Origin of the sequence: Pseudoalteromonas sp. UBA6610 (assembly GCF_002433295.1) — a bacterium.
Taxonomy (GTDB): Bacteria; Pseudomonadota; Gammaproteobacteria; order Enterobacterales; family Alteromonadaceae; genus Pseudoalteromonas; species Pseudoalteromonas atlantica.
On record NZ_DJHW01000103.1, the window covers coordinates 37399 to 53587 of the forward strand.

Annotated in this window: 18 protein-coding genes and 3 tRNA genes; 9 read left to right on the forward strand and 12 right to left on the reverse strand. The window is 40.6% G+C overall.

The window, feature by feature from the left end; translation table 11 throughout:
* Window positions 1-15 precede the first annotated feature (15 nt).
* Complete coding sequence (locus B4F91_RS13740) at window positions 16-636, reverse strand: MarC family protein (RefSeq protein WP_004589061.1); 621 nt, start codon at window positions 634-636, stop codon at window positions 16-18.
* 94 nt (window positions 637-730) lie between these two features.
* Between B4F91_RS13740 and B4F91_RS13745 the strand changes: the two genes are divergently transcribed.
* The 3 genes from B4F91_RS13745 (at window position 731) to B4F91_RS13755 (ending at window position 2130) form a co-directional block, all read left to right on the forward strand.
* A complete protein-coding gene (locus B4F91_RS13745; RefSeq protein WP_029773280.1) occupies window positions 731-1165 on the forward strand; it encodes a transcriptional repressor in 435 nt (144 codons plus the stop codon).
* Between the two features lie 72 nt (window positions 1166-1237).
* Window positions 1238-1705 (forward strand): chemotaxis protein CheX, encoded by a 468-nt coding sequence (locus B4F91_RS13750; protein ID WP_029773279.1) that lies wholly within the window; start codon window positions 1238-1240, stop codon window positions 1703-1705.
* A complete protein-coding gene (locus B4F91_RS13755; RefSeq protein WP_054983902.1) occupies window positions 1702-2130 on the forward strand; it encodes a secondary thiamine-phosphate synthase enzyme YjbQ in 429 nt (142 codons plus the stop codon). Before B4F91_RS13750 ends, B4F91_RS13755 begins: the two co-directional genes overlap by 4 nt.
* Window positions 2131-2315: 185 nt before the next feature.
* Here B4F91_RS13755 and B4F91_RS13760 read toward each other — a convergent pair.
* From B4F91_RS13760 to orn, 4 genes are all read right to left on the reverse strand, one after another.
* Window positions 2316-2391 (reverse strand) — tRNA-Gly (locus tag B4F91_RS13760).
* A gap of 42 nt (window positions 2392-2433) precedes the next feature.
* Window positions 2434-2509 (reverse strand) — tRNA-Gly (locus B4F91_RS13765).
* A 195-nt stretch (window positions 2510-2704) separates the two neighbouring features.
* Window positions 2705-2780 (reverse strand) — tRNA-Gly (locus tag B4F91_RS13770).
* A 336-nt stretch (window positions 2781-3116) separates the two neighbouring features.
* Window positions 3117-3662, reverse strand: coding sequence for an oligoribonuclease (orn, locus tag B4F91_RS13775; RefSeq protein ID WP_004589057.1), 546 nt, complete (start codon window positions 3660-3662; stop codon window positions 3117-3119).
* A gap of 125 nt (window positions 3663-3787) precedes the next feature.
* Between orn and rsgA the strand changes: the two genes are divergently transcribed.
* Window positions 3788-4846 carry a small ribosomal subunit biogenesis GTPase RsgA gene (gene rsgA / locus B4F91_RS13780; RefSeq protein ID WP_064386962.1) on the forward strand — a complete coding sequence of 353 codons (1059 nt, stop codon included), beginning with the start codon at window positions 3788-3790 and terminating at the stop codon, window positions 4844-4846.
* A gap of 15 nt (window positions 4847-4861) precedes the next feature.
* Window positions 4862-5740 (forward strand): archaetidylserine decarboxylase, encoded by an 879-nt coding sequence (gene asd / locus B4F91_RS13785; protein WP_004589055.1) that lies wholly within the window; start codon window positions 4862-4864, stop codon window positions 5738-5740.
* 152 nt (window positions 5741-5892) lie between these two features.
* Here asd and B4F91_RS13790 read toward each other — a convergent pair whose 3' ends face one another.
* Window positions 5893-6219, reverse strand: a complete 327-nt coding sequence (locus tag B4F91_RS13790) for a hypothetical protein (protein ID WP_286938266.1) — start codon at window positions 6217-6219, stop codon at window positions 5893-5895.
* Window positions 6220-6262: 43 nt separating this feature from the next.
* Here B4F91_RS13790 and B4F91_RS13795 point away from each other — a divergent pair, with 43 nt between their 5' ends.
* Window positions 6263-6613, forward strand: coding sequence for a DUF5522 domain-containing protein (locus B4F91_RS13795; protein ID WP_029773276.1), 351 nt, complete (start codon window positions 6263-6265; stop codon window positions 6611-6613).
* Between the two features lie 29 nt (window positions 6614-6642).
* Here the strand turns inward: B4F91_RS13795 and B4F91_RS13800 are convergent, their stop codons facing one another.
* From B4F91_RS13800 to B4F91_RS13825, 6 genes are all read right to left on the reverse strand, one after another.
* A complete protein-coding gene (locus B4F91_RS13800; protein WP_286938264.1) occupies window positions 6643-7746 on the reverse strand; it encodes a capsular biosynthesis protein in 1104 nt (367 codons plus the stop codon).
* 175 nt (window positions 7747-7921) lie between these two features.
* Entirely contained in the window at window positions 7922-8341 is a 420-nt protein-coding gene (locus B4F91_RS13805; RefSeq protein ID WP_288635875.1) for a group I truncated hemoglobin, read from the reverse strand.
* Window positions 8341-9174 carry a DUF3034 family protein gene (locus tag B4F91_RS13810; protein ID WP_286938261.1) on the reverse strand — a complete coding sequence of 278 codons (834 nt, stop codon included), beginning with the start codon at window positions 9172-9174 and terminating at the stop codon, window positions 8341-8343. Before B4F91_RS13810 ends, B4F91_RS13805 begins: the two co-directional genes overlap by 1 nt.
* Complete coding sequence (locus B4F91_RS13815; protein WP_264390093.1) at window positions 9161-11476, reverse strand: bifunctional diguanylate cyclase/phosphodiesterase; 2316 nt, start codon at window positions 11474-11476, stop codon at window positions 9161-9163. Before B4F91_RS13815 ends, B4F91_RS13810 begins: the two co-directional genes overlap by 14 nt.
* Entirely contained in the window at window positions 11469-12128 is a 660-nt protein-coding gene (locus B4F91_RS13820) for a methylamine utilization protein (protein WP_286938259.1), read from the reverse strand. The genes B4F91_RS13815 and B4F91_RS13820 overlap by 8 nt, the downstream gene beginning before the upstream one ends.
* 121 nt (window positions 12129-12249) lie before the next feature.
* Window positions 12250-13353, reverse strand: coding sequence for a phosphoribosylaminoimidazolesuccinocarboxamide synthase (locus tag B4F91_RS13825; RefSeq protein WP_286938256.1), 1104 nt, complete (start codon window positions 13351-13353; stop codon window positions 12250-12252).
* A 377-nt stretch (window positions 13354-13730) separates the two neighbouring features.
* Here B4F91_RS13825 and B4F91_RS13830 point away from each other — a divergent pair, with 377 nt between their 5' ends.
* The 3 genes from B4F91_RS13830 to B4F91_RS13840 all read left to right on the forward strand — a co-directional run.
* A complete protein-coding gene (locus B4F91_RS13830) occupies window positions 13731-14801 on the forward strand; it encodes a CDP-glycerol glycerophosphotransferase family protein (protein WP_096041158.1) in 1071 nt (356 codons plus the stop codon).
* Window positions 14802-14812: 11 nt separating this feature from the next.
* A complete protein-coding gene (locus tag B4F91_RS13835) occupies window positions 14813-15511 on the forward strand; it encodes an ABC transporter ATP-binding protein (protein ID WP_286938253.1) in 699 nt (232 codons plus the stop codon).
* A partial coding sequence (locus tag B4F91_RS13840; RefSeq protein ID WP_288635885.1) for an ABC transporter permease occupies window positions 15508-16189 on the forward strand: 682 nt, incomplete at its 3' end. The genes B4F91_RS13835 and B4F91_RS13840, both read left to right, overlap by 4 nt.

The window sequence follows — 16189 nt, forward strand, 5'->3', positions numbered from 1 at the left end:
TAATTAGCATCAATGTTAGCTGTATATTTGTAAACCAAAATAATGCGCGATACCGTTGAGTATATTTGTAACTGCCACAGAGCTTAAAATTAACCCCATGATTCTACTTATAATACTTGCGCCACTGTCGCCTATTAATTTATGCACATGATTTGCGAGTAACAACAGCACAAGCACAACAACTAATACAACCAACATCATCGACGATGTAGTAACTTGCTCAACCCACGTGTATTCTTCGTTACGGGTCATCAGTACTGCGCCAAGCATGGCGCCTGGGCTTGCTATAGAGGGAATGGCTAGCGGAAAAATAGCGGTTTCTGTGCTGTCGCGCACACTTTTAATCTCAGACTCGGGCTTACTTTCACCAAAAATCATTGAAAGCGCAAAAATAAGCAGGACTATGCCCCCCGCTATTTGAAACGCCGACAGCGGTATTTCAATTGCATTTAATAGCTGCTCACCGGCAATAACAAAAAAGAGTAAAACCACAGCGGATACACCCACGGCTTTAAAAACAACTTTTCGTTTAAACTTTTCATCTTCCCCACGTGTCACAGCAATAAATACAGGCACTGTACCTATAGGGTCTATCACCGCAAAAAAGAAAATAAATATAGCTACCAGTTCATGCATTAATGGGGTTCCTAGATAAAAAGTGTTTAATAAAAACGCTGCAAGTACAACACAGTATGTTAGTATATCACGGTAGCGTAAGGATAAGAGAATGATGAATATAGAATCACTCGTAAGTAAAGCAAAACAAGTTTGTGACAACCGTGGTGCGCGTTTTACGCCTATCCGCGAAAAAGTATTTCGCCTATTAGCTAGCGCCCAAGGCGGCGTTGGGGCGTACGATTTACTTGAGCAATTAAAAGTAACAGAAACAGGCGCAAAACCTGCAACAATCTACCGTGCGCTAGACTTTTTATCAGAGCTGGGCTTTATTCACAAAATAGAAAGCACCAATGCATTTATGCTTTGCCATCACTTTGATCATATTCATCCTGTGCAGCTATTAATTTGTGATAGTTGTGGCTTTGTAAAAGAGCTGCACTCTACGGTTATTTCTCACGAGCTAAACAACTTAGCAGCAGAAAGCGGCTTTGTTGTATCAGGACAAACTATTGAAGCACACGGTAAGTGTGAGTCTTGTAGAAGCTAAACCCAAAGTTTGTTTTAAAGCTATACTCATATTTAGATAGCCACTTTAGCACCAATTTTAAGAGTACCTAACATGAATGTTGAGTTCATTAATCCATTTTTATCTTCTTTGATCAATGTGTTATCTACAATGGCACAAACCGAGTTAAAACCAGGTAAGCCGCGTATAAAAACAGACGAAGTCGCCTGTGGCGATGTATCTGGTTTAATTGGCATGGTGGGCGCGCAAACTCGTGGCTCATTTTCAATTACCTTTGATGAAAACTTAGCTCTGACCATCATGGAACGCATGCTTGGTGAGCGCCCTGACAACATAGACGATGAAGTAACTGATATGGTTGGGGAAATTACTAATATGGTTACCGGTGGAGCTAAAAACTTACTCGGCGAAAAAGGCTATGACTTTGATATGGCTACGCCAATTGTAGTTGCAGGTAAAGGCCACACCATCACACATAAAAGTAAGGGCAAAAAAATAATTATGCCATTTAGCTGTGATGCAGGCGATGCAAATATAGAAGTTAGCTTTGATAAGTTATGAGCTGGCAACAAACTCAAATAACCTTAAAACCGCGTGCTCGAGGATTTCATTTAATTGATGATGAAATACTCGCGCAGCTGAGCGAGCTGGCCAATTATAAAGTTGGCCTATTACATTTGTTTATTCAGCACACATCGGCAAGTTTAACCATAAACGAAAACGCCGATCCAACAGTGCGCATGGATATGGAAAGCCACTTTAACCATTTTGTTCCCGAGCGCCAGCCTTACTATCGTCACGATTACGAAGGTGATGATGATATGCCAGCCCATATAAAAACCAGTACGTTAGGGTGTGAATTAAGTATTCCTATAAGCAATGGGCGCTTAGCGCTAGGTACATGGCAAGGTATTTACTTAGGTGAGCATCGCGACGCTGGCGGTGCAAGACGTATTATAGCGACCTTGCAAGGCGAAACCTTTTAACCTTGTATTGACCTCCCCTCCCTAGCTTTTACCACGTCACTTCGCATTATTTAAAACCCTTTATATCGCGCGGCGGCATGCGGCCACTCGTGCGTTTAATATTTATAAATAATTTTCGTAGCTATAAATCAGATCAAGATATTGTTTTAAAGAGATGTTTATTTTAGTGGGGTATTTAGAGAGATTGGAGCGGCACACGAGGCTCGAACTCGTGACCTCGACCTTGGCAAGGTCGCGCTCTACCAACTGAGCTAGTGCCGCTTTATAAACTATATATTTGTACAATTTCTTTTGGTTAGAAATTGGAGCGGCACACGAGGCTCGAACTCGTGACCTCGACCTTGGCAAGGTCGCGCTCTACCAACTGAGCTAGTGCCGCTTCATAGTTAGTCAGTAATTTGTCCGTTGGTGCGCGACGGGTCGCGTCCTACGTTCTGGCAACTGAACTAGTGCCGCTTTATAGATTGTCAGTAATTTGTCCGTTGGTGCGCGACAGGTCGCGTCCTACATTCTGGCAACTGAGCTAGTGCCGCATTACATTTCATTCAATATTCCAATTTCTTTGGTGAGAAATTGGAGCGGCACACGAGGCTCGAACTCGTGACCTCGACCTTGGCAAGGTCGCGCTCTACCAACTGAGCTAGTGCCGCTTCATATTTAGTCAGTAATTTGTCCGTTGGTGCGCGACAGGTCGCGTCCTACATTCTGGCAACTGAACTAGTGCCGCTTTAAATATTGTCAGTAATTTGTCCGTTGGTGCGCGACAGGCCGCGTCCTACGTTCTGGCAACTGAGCTAGTGCCGCTTTAAAGATTGTCAGTAATTTGTCCGTTGGTGCGCGACAGGTCGCGTCCTACATTCTGGCAACTGAGCTAGTGCCGAACTTACTGATGGTATTTAAACCACTCAAACACACCAACCCCGCGAGGGTTATCGTCTTGAGCGGGGCAGGATTCTACAATAATCTAATGTGTTTGCAAGTGTTTTTTACAAATTAAAGAATTTTTCTCTATACACCTTTAATTCCATAATAGAATCTTTAATGTCATCGAGAGCTAAATGAGAGCCTTTTTTATTTACCTGTTCTAGTACCTCAGGCTTCCAACGTCGGGCAAGCTCTTTAATTGTGCTTACATCTAAATTTCGATAATGAAAAAAGTCTTCAAGCTCGCGCATATACTTATTCATAAAGCGTCTGTCTTGACCTATTGAGTTACCACACATAGGTGATTTACCAGCAGGAACCCACTGCTTTAAAAAATTAAGCGTTTGTTCAACCGCATAAGCTTCATCATATGTACTGGCTTTACAACGGGCCGTCAGACCTGATTTCCCATGCTGTGTAGTACACCATTCGTCCATGCCATCTAACAACTCATCACTTTGGTGAATAGCTATAGTAGGCCCTTCCGCGAGTATATTTAAATCGGCATCAGTTACTACTGTTGCAATTTCGAGTATTTTATCTGTGGCCGGCTCAAGTCCAGTCATTTCCAGATCAAGCCAAATTAAATTAGATTCATTAATAGTCATAGTAACCTTAAACAGTGCTTTTCTTTAGATCCAACGCATTTCGATATATCATATTAGCATCAACCGTCGAGCTAAAGCTTTTTTATACGCAAAGCCGACATTTAAACCAAGGTTATAGGCCAAAAGTGGCAAAACAGAAAAAATTAAGTAAAGGCCAATCTCGCAGGATCAAGGCTAATCATCAAAAGCGCTTAAATAATGCCGATACAAAATTGGCAAAAGGTGGCGCACAAGAGTGGCAAACAGATAATCTGGGCGCAACCGAAAACGCTGTCGTGATCAGCCGTTTTGGCCAACACGCCGATGTAGAAACACAAGAAGGTGACGTATTACGCTGTAATATTCGCCGTACCGTTACTAACTTAGTGTGTGGTGATCAAGTACTATTTCGCCGCGCAAAAGTAAGTGAAGGCGACTTAGCGGGTGTTATTGAAGCAACACAAGAACGCCGCTCACAGCTTACGCGTCCCGACTTTTACGATGGCGTAAAAGTAATCGCTGCAAATATTGATCAAATTTTAATGGTCTCAGCGGTACTACCAGAGTTTACGCCCAGTATTATCGACCGTTACTTAATTGCCTGTGAAGACATGGGTATAGAACCTATTTTAGTACTTAATAAAATCGATTTAATCGACGACGAAGGCCTAAATGAAATTCAAAAAGTACTCGATATTTATCGAGGCCTTGGTTATCAGGTACTGCTTGTAAGTAGTGTAACCGGCGAAGGCATAGATGATTTAAAAAACGTACTGGTTGATAAAAATAATATTTTTGTTGGTCAAAGTGGCGTAGGTAAATCAACCTTAGTTAACACTGTGCTTCCTGATGCCGAAATATTAACTAAAGAAGTATCAGAAAACAGTGGCTTAGGGCAACATACCACCACTGTATCGCGCTTACATCACCTACCAAGTGGTGGTAACCTAATTGACTCACCGGGAATACGTGAGTTTGGTTTATGGCACTTAGATGTTGAACGGGTAACCTGGTGCTTTAAAGAATTTAGAGAGTTTATAGGTGGATGTCGTTTTAGAGACTGTAAGCATTTAAACGACCCAGGCTGTATAATTCAACAAGCGGTAGCCGATGGCGATATTTCGCAATTGCGATTCGACAGCTACCACCGTATTTTAGAAACAATGGCCGATGGCCGTGCTGGTGCACGCGCACCTCGCGTTTAATTTAGGAAACAATCTGTGAGTTTAGACAAATTTAAAATTGCAATGCAGTATGCAATGCCAAAGCACTTTATTTCACGCGTAGTAGGTAAATTAGCAGCAGCAAAAGCCGGTGCTTTAACTACAACGCTTATTAAACTATTTATTAAACAATATAAAGTAGACATGAACGAGGCTTTGTATGAAGACCCTGCGCACTACAAAACGTTTAATGAATTTTTTACTCGCCCATTAAAAGATGGTGTGCGTCCAATGGCGCAAGGCGAGAACGTAATTACTCACCCTGTTGATGGTGCAATTAGCCAACTGGGCGACATTGTTGATGGGCAGCTGATACAAGCAAAAGGTCATGACTACAGTCTACAAGCACTATTAGGTGGCTCTGAAGATGATACAACACCATTTTTAGGCGGAAAATTTGCTACTATTTATTTAGCGCCAAAAGACTACCACCGTATTCATATGCCTATAGACGGCACACTAAGTAAAATGATTTACGTACCGGGCGACTTATTTTCGGTAAACCCGCTTACAGCGCGAAATGTCCCTAATTTATTTGCTCGTAACGAACGTGTAGTGGCTATTTTTGAAACCGAAATTGGCCCACTTGCTATGGTACTAGTAGGCGCAACCATTGTTGCCAGCATAGAGACCGTTTGGGCTGGCACCGTAACACCACCAGCCGGTAGCGATGTGTTTAGCTGGAACTACCCTACTAAAGGCGAAAACGCCATTACCCTTAAAAAAGGTGAAGAAATGGGCCGCTTTAAACTAGGCTCAACAGTGGTACTAGCATGGGGTGCAGATAAAGCAGACATTTTAGACGACCAACTGCCTGAAACAGTAACACGTTTAAACACCGCATTTGCAACAATTAAAGAAAGTGAAGAGCTGTAAGCCCTCTGAATAAAGACGTTTTATCACATTGCTCTGTTCTCGTAGTTCACGGTTTTGAGTTCAGAGCAATGTTAATCTATAAGCTAAGTTTGATTTCGCTGCACCTGATGATAATTTAAAACGGTTTAAATACAATCATTACTAAATTACGCTTAGCTCTGTAGCAGCTTCAACAATACAGTCAGCTTACGCTTATCAAGTTCACCCATTTGCTCGCTATTACTGAGCGCAAAAATAATCCCTTCGTGTTCGGCGCAATTTATATCATCTCGCGATTCAACCACATTTGCCCATAACTCTAAATCATCTATCTCTATTTCGTGGTTTACACAACGTGTTAGCACGTCAATCAATACCGGCTTTGTGAGTGTATAACCGGGAGCACTTTCCTCTGCTGGGGTAGAAATAATCACGCTAATAGCATCATCTCTTTGCTCACCAAAGGTAATAAATTCGGCCAATGCTTTTTGTATATTCATAATATTTGTTATTCTTGCTGCTCTACTGCTGATAAGACTTAAAATGACGAGATTAAACTGCTCACAATGCCACACTGCGCTTAGTTGTAATGTAAACGATATAAACGCATGTTGGTGTAACCAATTACCTGCTATTTTACCGCTTGAAGAGTCAGCAACAAGCTGTTTATGCCCGCAATGTACGCTTAATAAAATAAACGCTTATTTAGCCCATATTTATACTCAGCCAATCAAAGCACAAATTGAGTTTGCTAAAAAATTTAGAGGTAATGACAATTTAATTGAAGGGCTAGACTACACCATGCAAAATGGCTACATGGTGTTTAGTAAATGGTTTTTTTTAAAGCGAGGTACATGCTGTAAAAATGGCTGTAAAAATTGTCCTTACAGCTAAATCACAACATGTTGATATACAATACGCGGTTAAATAAGTTCGTTGGGCACATCGTTGCTGTATTGTGCAAATTTATCCCCCCCTTTAAAACGTAACTCAATTGCTTTGATATGCTCTTCTTCGGCGTGTTTCCAAACGCCCGGCACACTATACACATGCTTTAAATAGCAAAAAAATTTATCGCGTAGTTGCGGATTAAACTGCCATCCTTGAGCTACATCTGCTACTTGGGCAGCTAAGCCCTCACGAGTATCAGCATGCTTAACTAAGCCTTCTATATTATAACAAGCCTGCCCTACAGTAATTACGCGCTTATTTAGTAACAGTGCTTCTAAACCGACCGTAGAGTTGATAGTGATCACCGCTTCTGCGCATTCAATAAGTTCACAGGTTTTATTGCCGTTTGCAAAAAGTGCAATTGGGTCTTTATCGTATAAATGGGTGTAATGCTTGTGCCACGACGGGTGTTCTTTAAAAACGACCTTTAAACTAGGGTCGTTCAATGCTTTCACTGCGCTAACAACTTCATCGTATAGCATTTCCATTGAGTCAATCCATGGCGAAAAGCTCGCTAATTGCGTATCGTGAGGCACTTGAAAAGGCACAAATATGTAGCGTTCAGGTATATTTTCAGCTGCAAAATCACAGCGTTTTTTATGGTTTTCTCGAGGGACAAGCGCCGGTGCATCAAAGTTTAAGGCATTATTTGCATTAAAATTTAAATAAAAATCAGGATCTCGACTTAGCGACGCATTAAAGTTAATCCCTTTAGGGTCTAAACTGGTGGTACCCGGAAGTAAACCATTTTCATAATAAAATTGCTTAATACCCAGTGCCTTGGCAGCCATAGCAACGGTAGTATTAGGCAGTTTATTACCATTCCATATCACCATTACATCAGGGTTAACTTCCGTTAATAAAGCTAAATATTTTGCGTAACGCAAACGCTCAAAAAAGCGCAGCCCCACTTTGTAAACCGCCGATACTAAAGCATTGTTCCAAAGGTTATTACGGGCGCGCTTACGTTTTAGTTGTGCATTAATAACATCGTTAAAATCAACTTTAAACGCTTTACTTAAATAGTGTATAGCTGAAAGCTTTGGCGCCCCCATAACATGCAGTTGGCAATCCATACTCAGCTTTTTGATTATTTTTTTATAGTACTTTGCGTGTACATTTTTGCGGGATATAAATAGGTAAGACATACAAGCTGTGCGCGCCAATTATTGTTTATAGGAAATAATACTAAGTGGACACTATTACAAAAGTAAGGTTCACTGCTACGAGTAAATAATTTACAGATGTTACCTAAATTCTTATTATTTTACTACGCAGCGGTGCCATCCTAGATAGAATCTCATTTTGTATGCTATGGCTAATATTTTGCTCTTCCATCGCATTTACAAGTAAGTCCACCACATGGTTAAAATCTTTCTCAGTTATGTGCATCCCAGTATGAATATCTACCATAGAGTCACCTTTGTACTTGCATGGGCCATCAACTAGCATACACATATGCATAATAAAGCCTTCTCTAAAGTGGCTTATGTCGCTGTGTTCAAAATAATGCAGTACTTGTTCATCATTACCTATTTGGTAAATAAAACTGTCTACAATACGCGCAAGCCCCGCTCGGCCATCAAGCTCTTGATAAAGTGATAAATTTGTTGAGCTTGCGCACCCTGCCAGGGCACTTAAACACAACCATAAAATGACAACGTTTTTCATTACCAATACCCTGTTACCGATAAGTACCACCCTGTTTGATCGCTCGCACCTGCAATGCTACCTAAATCTAAGTATGCAGCGGTGACACTCACGTGTTTGTTTGGCATCCAAGCAACAAATAAATCTTTCCAGTCTTGTTCACCCAAATTAAGGTTATTAGACTTTTGCCTATACTCTATACCTACGGCAACACTTCGGCTCAAAAACACAGCCGTGCTGCCTTCAAATAAAATTTTTGCATCATCATTTGCCCCACCATAACCAAGCAAACCGTGTTGATTAGCCTCACTGTAGCGAGTTGTGACGTTCCAAAACCAGTTAAGCCCCCCTACAGCGCCTAAGTGGAGTTTACTAGCTGCTAGGTAGTAATCAGTGCCACTAGTATCTTGTGCACCTACGAGGGTCGCAACAGCGCCATCATCAAGGGATTTATGCTGTATACCCACACTCAATTGCGGCCAGTCACTGTAAACTATGTCGCCGTATAAACGAATTTTAGCGCCCGTGATAGATTGCTCTATTTCGGTATCAAGTGCAGGCACGTCAAAACGTTGTTGAGCGTAGCTAAGTTCTACACGATTAAATAGGTTAACTTGTACTCCACATACATCTAAAGTGTAGTCTGTTACATCTGCACGGCTACAAAAGCCATTCACAGAGAACTCGTCTTCGCTGGCGTAACCTGCAAGCTGTGCCCAAGGCACAATACCGCCGCCCCCGCTGCCTTCTATTTGCGAAACCCCGGGGGTCGCTAATAACTTACCATCGCTTGCTAAACCAGAAAAACTCGAGCTAAGTAATAACCCAAGTAATAAACACTTAACTTTTTTCATAATATTCCTTTAGCCACTGTTCTAATAACTCTGCTTTTAAAGGCCTACTTAGGTAGTAACCCTGAGCATGGTCACAATGCATAAGTTTAAGTAAGTCTAACGAATCTCTGTTTTCAACGCCTTCTGCAACAACGCTAAAGCCTAATTGATGCCCTAAGGTAATCGACGACTGCACTATGTATTGATCCTTGCGCGACTCATCTAACTTTAAAATAAAGCACTTATCTAACTTTAGCTCATCAATAGGCAGCATTTTTAATCTCCCCAGTGATGTTTGCCCTACGCCATAATCATCCAATGAAATTTTTACACCAATGGCTTTTAAGTTTTGTAATGCTTTTATGCCTTTTTCTTCATTTTCAATCATGTCGCGCTCAGTTAATTCAACAGTAATGAGGGTTGGATCAACATTGTATTTTTTTAGAGTACGCACTAACGCTGAATGAAAACTCGGTGAGGCAATATCTTGTGCTGACACATTAATTGCTGCCTGCATTTCAATCCCTTTAGCCTGCCAATCAGCCACCTGAGAAACCACCGTGTTAACAACCCATGATGTAAGCTCAACAATAAGCCCCGATTGCTCGGCTAAATCAATAAACAGTTCTGGGTTTACCCAGCTGCCATCTTTACGTTGCCAGCGGATCAGTGATTCGACTTTATTTATTTTTTGTGTGTGTAAATGCAGTTTAGGCTGATAGGTCATAAATAATTGCCCATCATCATCGCTAATGGCTTGTTTAAGCTCATCTAACATTTTAAGACGATCTAAATGCGCTTCGTCTTCACCATTTTGGTAATAATGAATACTGTCTTGGCTATCTGTTGCATTGTCTACGGCAATAAGTACGCGGCGCATTAAATCATCGCTGGCAAGGCCTTGCATAGGATACTCGACAACCCCAGCGCTAAAGCGTAAGTTAATTTTTAACGTTTTAATGGTATAACACGCTAATAGCTGTGCCATTAAACCAACTATACCGCTTTTTTTCTCTCTGGCAGCGGCACTTGGAAACACAGTTAAAAACTCATCGCCACCAATACGCGCATGAAAGCCGCCAAGTTCATCCGAAAAGCCACTAATTCGATTGGCAACCGCTTTTAAACATTCATCGCCTACGCGTGGGCCTAGCTTATCGTTTATATGCCGTAAACCTTTTATATCAATAGCAACTAGGGTGTATTGTGTAGAGGGAGTCAGCTCATCATCGAGTACTTCAAGCATAGCCGAGCGGTTATAAAAGCCGGTAAGCGAGTCATGGCGTGCCTGAAAACTAATTTTTTGTTCACGCTCGTTAATATCGTTACCCATGTTATCAAAGGCGTTAGCAAGGGTTGCTATTTCAGTACTTTGTTTAGATGCATTAAATTCAAACGCGTAATTACCTTGTGCAAACTGCCTAGCAATAACTGCAAGCTGAGAGAGTGGGGTTGTTAAGTTATTTGCCAGTAAACTACTGGTAATAACCCCCACCAGCATAGTTAAAATGGCCATAATAATTAGCGTAAACAATAAGTTTTCAAAATCGTTATAGCTTTGCGTTAAATCAGCACTGAGCAAAATTGTTACCGCATCCCCTTGTAGGGAGGGCAACATAATATCTTGGTTTTTATATACAGGATAATCACCAAACAAACGCGTTGTTGTGGTGGTGTTAAAGTAGTTTTTAGGTGAAAAAAACTCTGGGCGATTAAGCAACGAGCTTCTTACGAGGTTGTCCTGCTCAGCAATAAAGCTGACATCCATTCCTGTTAGGTTTTTAAGTTCTAGGGCGACTTCGTCATCAATTTTAAAACCCACTAAGCTGTATGCGACCGTTCTAGGCGCCCTTACAGGTAGTAAAATAACTTGATATAACTGATTATTAAGAACAACAAAGCTCGATTGCTCTGGCGAAGTTAATAACTCATCCAGTAACGGCTTTAAATTTTGAGGGTACAAATCTGCATTAGTATTGGCTGAAATTAATTTACCTGATAAATCAATCAGTAGCATAAGCTCTGCATCAATACGCTGGCTGTGATTAAACAACACACTACTTATGGTGCCTGCATCGCGAGTGGCAACCGCTTGCTTAAAGCCAAAGTCGGCAGTGAGTACTTTAGCAGCAGTAAGCAGTAGGCTTTCTTTTGCGCTCAGATATTGCTTATATACATTTTGCGCTACGCTAATATCTTGATTTACTTTTTCTTCTTGAAATTTACTTGTAGACCACCAAAAGCTAACAATGCTCACCATCGTGGTCAGTAACACTAAGCCTACACATAAAACAATAATGCGGTTTTTTAAACTGTTAGTCATTACCGCCCTTAAACTTACTACCAAAAGTATTTCGCGGTGCTGGGGTGGAGGTATTAACCTTAATTAGTAACTCATTGTTATTGTTTATTGTTATCATTTTTTTATTTTCCAACGGTGCAGTTTGTAGCGCATGCCACACACTCAGCGTAGTCGGTAACGGCGTTATGTCTAAAGTTAACTTACCCGTATTATTCGTTTTATAAACGTGCTCACTATTGGCTACATAAATATAGCCAACCATAGAGTCATGAATATTACAGCCTAGTACAACAACACCTTGTTGATCAAAAGTCACAGGCTCTTTAGGTTGGCCTGAATAGAGTTTTAGCTGAAAGGGCTTAGCCTGAGAAAAAGAGTAAACATGATGGCGAATATTATCGCTGTTAGGAAAGTTAACCTGCTGGCCTTTTTGCACCACCAGTAAATCAGGCAAAAACGCTTTATGTACTTGGTCCATTACCGCAACGGGTAACGGAGTGCGCTCTGACTTTGCCGCCTTATAAAGCTCAACGATTGCGTCTTTTAGTGGCTGACCATGCTGGTCTTGAATTACTAAATCAATATTTGCGCCCAGTACGCCTTGGCTAAAAAATAAAGTAGCGGCGAGTAAATAACCTCTTTTATTAAAAACTTGCTGCACTTGCCTAAACATATCAACACCTAAAAGTTAATCTTAGGTTAAGTTAATTAGAGACTAGCACTAATTGCAAGGAATATAGCCCAGTAACTAAAAATAAAGACTGGGCTTTGTTTTTTTACATACTTTAGTTGTACTATTTTACAATAAGGTCGTAATCAGTATCTAAAATATTAATTACTTCTTGGCGAGGATCTTCAGGAATTACAATCTCTTTGCCAATGATTTTACTGGCAATGCCTACATAAGTGTTAGACACCTCAAGCATGACCGACTCTGGTAAAATAAAGTCTTTAGCAAGTTGCTCACGCTCATCCATGCGGTCTTTATTTAACAGCACGTCACTTTCTGGCACAGTAGAAATTAATAACTGGCGGAACCCTTCTTTAGAGTTTTCGATTATTTTACCATCGCGGTAAGCCGCGCCATCCCATATGCGCGAAGAATCTGGGGTGCCTACTTCATCAATATAAATAAGCTGTTGGTTACCGTCTAAATCCTCTACATAACCAAACTCAAATTTTGTATCTACAAATATTTGGTCAAGCTTTGCCAGCTCTTCACTAATTAGCTTAAAGCCCTCAACCAATAGCTTTTCGTATTTAGTCACATCCTCTGCCGATTTAAAATTAAATACGTCTAAATTATCAGTGATATTAGCGCGCGTAATATTCACATCATCAACAGGTGGAATATCAGCCACGCCTTCGATAATACCTTTTGTAGAAGGGGTTATTAGTACGTTTTCAAGCTTTTGGTTTGCCGTTAAGCCCTGAGGTAAATCTATGCCACAAAAGTTGCGAACCCCTTTACTGTAATCACGCCACATGCTGCCGGTTATATATTGGCGCGCAATCGCTTCTACTTTTACGGTACTTGCTTTGCGTACAATCCATACATAAGGATGTGGAATATCAACAATGTGGTTACCCGCAAGGCCAGCTTTATCAAATAACTTAAACCAATGAGATGCAACAGAGTTAAGCGCAATACCTTTTCCCGGCACGCCGTTTAAGCCATTTTCGCCTTGCCAAATACAATCAAAAGCAGAAATACGGTCTGAAATAACCATAATTGCCAGCTCAGTTCCTTGCGGAACTTTATAGTTTTTTTCTTTAATGAGGCGTGCGCTGTCTTCATCTGTTAGCCAATAAACCGAACGAACTTTACCGCTGTGTACGGCACCTTTAGTGCGAATGGGTAAGTCATCGTTTACGTCTAAAACTTTATAGCTAGTCATGCTATCTCCGGGGTTAGGGATGCTCATAGAGCAAAGTATGGTATGGGGTTATAAGCGCTATATAATAAATCAGCCTACCCTAAAGCTCAATCAGCACTGAAAACTAAATAACCTGAACTCTGGTTAAGTGACTAACTAGGGCGTGTTGTAATATGCTTATATTTAAATTTATTTTCTCTAGCCAAAGATTTTCAATGAAAGCAAGGCGAATTTACGCGTCAATAGCTGTCCTATTGCAAGTAAACTCAACGCAGTTAGCGCTGAAAATAGCTGCTAGAAATAGGTTTATTACCCAGAGCTCAGTTTAAATAACCACGCAATATTTATATGGCTGTAATAATGCGGTAAACTTAGCGTGCTAACTAGAGGAGTAACGCTTGGACTACCTAACTGCGACCGCAAATAAAAAATACCTAATGTATATTTCGCAAAATTATTCATACGCTATTTTAAGGCCGCTTCAGGCGCAAATTTTAGCTCATGGTGGAGAAGTTCGGTGGTTTTTAGCGGGTAATGAAGTAAACCCCGACTTTTTAGATGATGATGAAAAGCGTTTAAACTCGATTCCCGCTACCCAGAAATGGAATCCAGATTTAGTTTTTATTCCTGGTAATATTGTTCCAAGTTTTATTCCTGGTAAAAAAGTAGCTGTTTTTCATGGTTTTAATTCAGGAAAACTAAATAGAAGAGGGAAAGAAGATCACTTTAATATTCGTGGGTGTTTCGACTTATACTGTACGCAGGGTCCCAATACCACCACCAAATTTAAAGAGTTGGCGCGACAATATGGTTTTTTTAAAGTAGTAGAAACAGGCTGGCCAACATTAGACCCTCTTTTTAGTAATACGCTAAACAACCCTTATGTAAATAATGATCCACGTCCTACACTACTAATTTGCTCTACTTTTTCACGAAACCTGTCACTAGCTCCCAAACTATATGAACAAATAAAGCAATTTAGCCTGCAAGGGAAGTGGCGTATTTTAATGCAATTTCATCCTAAAATGCCCCAAGAATGGGTAGATAAATATAAAGCATTAAATAATAAAAACTTAACCTTTATAGAAACCGATAATGTGATCCCTCTTCTCAAAGCGGCTGATATAATGCTGTGTGATACATCATCGGTGCTATTAATGTTTTTATTACTAAGAAAGCCCGTTGTTACATTTCGAAATCAAAAGCCTCAGCCTCATTTAATCAATGTGACAGAGGCTGATAAAATAGAAGCAGCAATAGAGCACGCATTAACGAGACCTAAAAATTTAATGCAGCATATTGAAAATTATTGTCTAGATATTCACCCTTATAGCGACGGTAAATCTAGTTTACGCGTGCTTAACGCAGCTAATGAGTTTTTACACAAAAGCGACAAACTTAAACCAAAGCCAATAAATATAATTAGAAGCTTTAAAATGCGTAAAGACCTCAAGTATTGGGGTTGGTAACACCACACTGTATGATTGAGCTTGATAATGTAACCTTTAAATGGCATAAAAATGATGCCAAGCCTACGCTAAATATTCCAACCCTTAGGGTTGATAAAGGCGAGCATATTTTTTTACATGGTCCCAGCGGCGTCGGTAAATCAACCCTGCTTGCGCTATTGGCAGGTATAAACACACCAAGTAGTGGCAACATACGTATTTTAAATCGCGATTTAAATACACTTAGCAATACGCAAAGAGACGTATTTAGAGCGGAGAATATTGGCTATATTTTTCAAAACTTTAATTTATTACCGTATTTAACACCCATTGAGAATGTCACGCTTGGCTGTGAATTTTCAAAAAGCAGAAAACAAAAAGCCTTACAGCAAACAACAGAGTCCAAGCCAAGCTTACAAAAAGAAGCGATACGCTTATTAACAGCATTAGGCTTAAGTGAGTCTTATCATAGTAAAGATGTTGCCTCGCTCAGTATTGGTCAGCAACAGCGGGTTGCCGCCGCTCGAGCATTTATTGGCAGCCCAGAGATTATAATTGCTGATGAGCCTACCTCGGCACTCGATACCGCAAATAGAGAAAGCTTTATAAAGCTGTTATTCGAACAGGCTAAGCGCGCCAACAGTACGTTAGTTTTTGTAAGCCATGACGAAACATTAAAACTGCTATTTAATCGTGCAATTAGCCTAGTTAGCTTGCAGGAGAAGTTATGATCCTGACTAAGTTAGCTTATAAAAGTTTGCTAAATCGCCGAGCAAGTGTACTGCTCACATTGTTTACCATTGCTATTAGCGTAATGCTTTTACTAAGTATTGAGCGAATTCGCATGGATGCAAAAACCAGTTTTAGTAATACCATATCTGGGACAGACCTAATTGTAGGCGCCCGCACTGGCGATATTCAATTACTGCTTTCCTCTGTATTTAGAATAGGTTACGCCAATAATGGGGTGAGCTGGCAAAGTTATCAGTACATCGCAGCTCAACGTGGTGTTAAATGGAGCATTCCTATTAGTTTAGGCGATAGCCACAAAGGCCAAGCTGTACTAGGTACAAGCCGCGATTACTTTACCCACTATCGCTTTGGTAAAAAACAAAGGTTAAGTTTTCAACAAGGCCACGAGTTTGAGCATTTAAACCAGGTGGTACTTGGCAGCGATGTAGCGAGCCGTTTAGGGTATGCACTTGGTGATAACATAGTAATCTCACACGGCATGGGTAATACGAGCTTTCATCATCATAAAGACAACCCATTCATTATCGTCGGTATTTTAAACGCCACTGGCACGCCAGTAGATAAAACCTTACACATACCTCTAGCAGCTATTGATTTAATACATGGTGGTTCACACTCTGCGAATAATGACGACGATGAGCACGATGAGCACGATG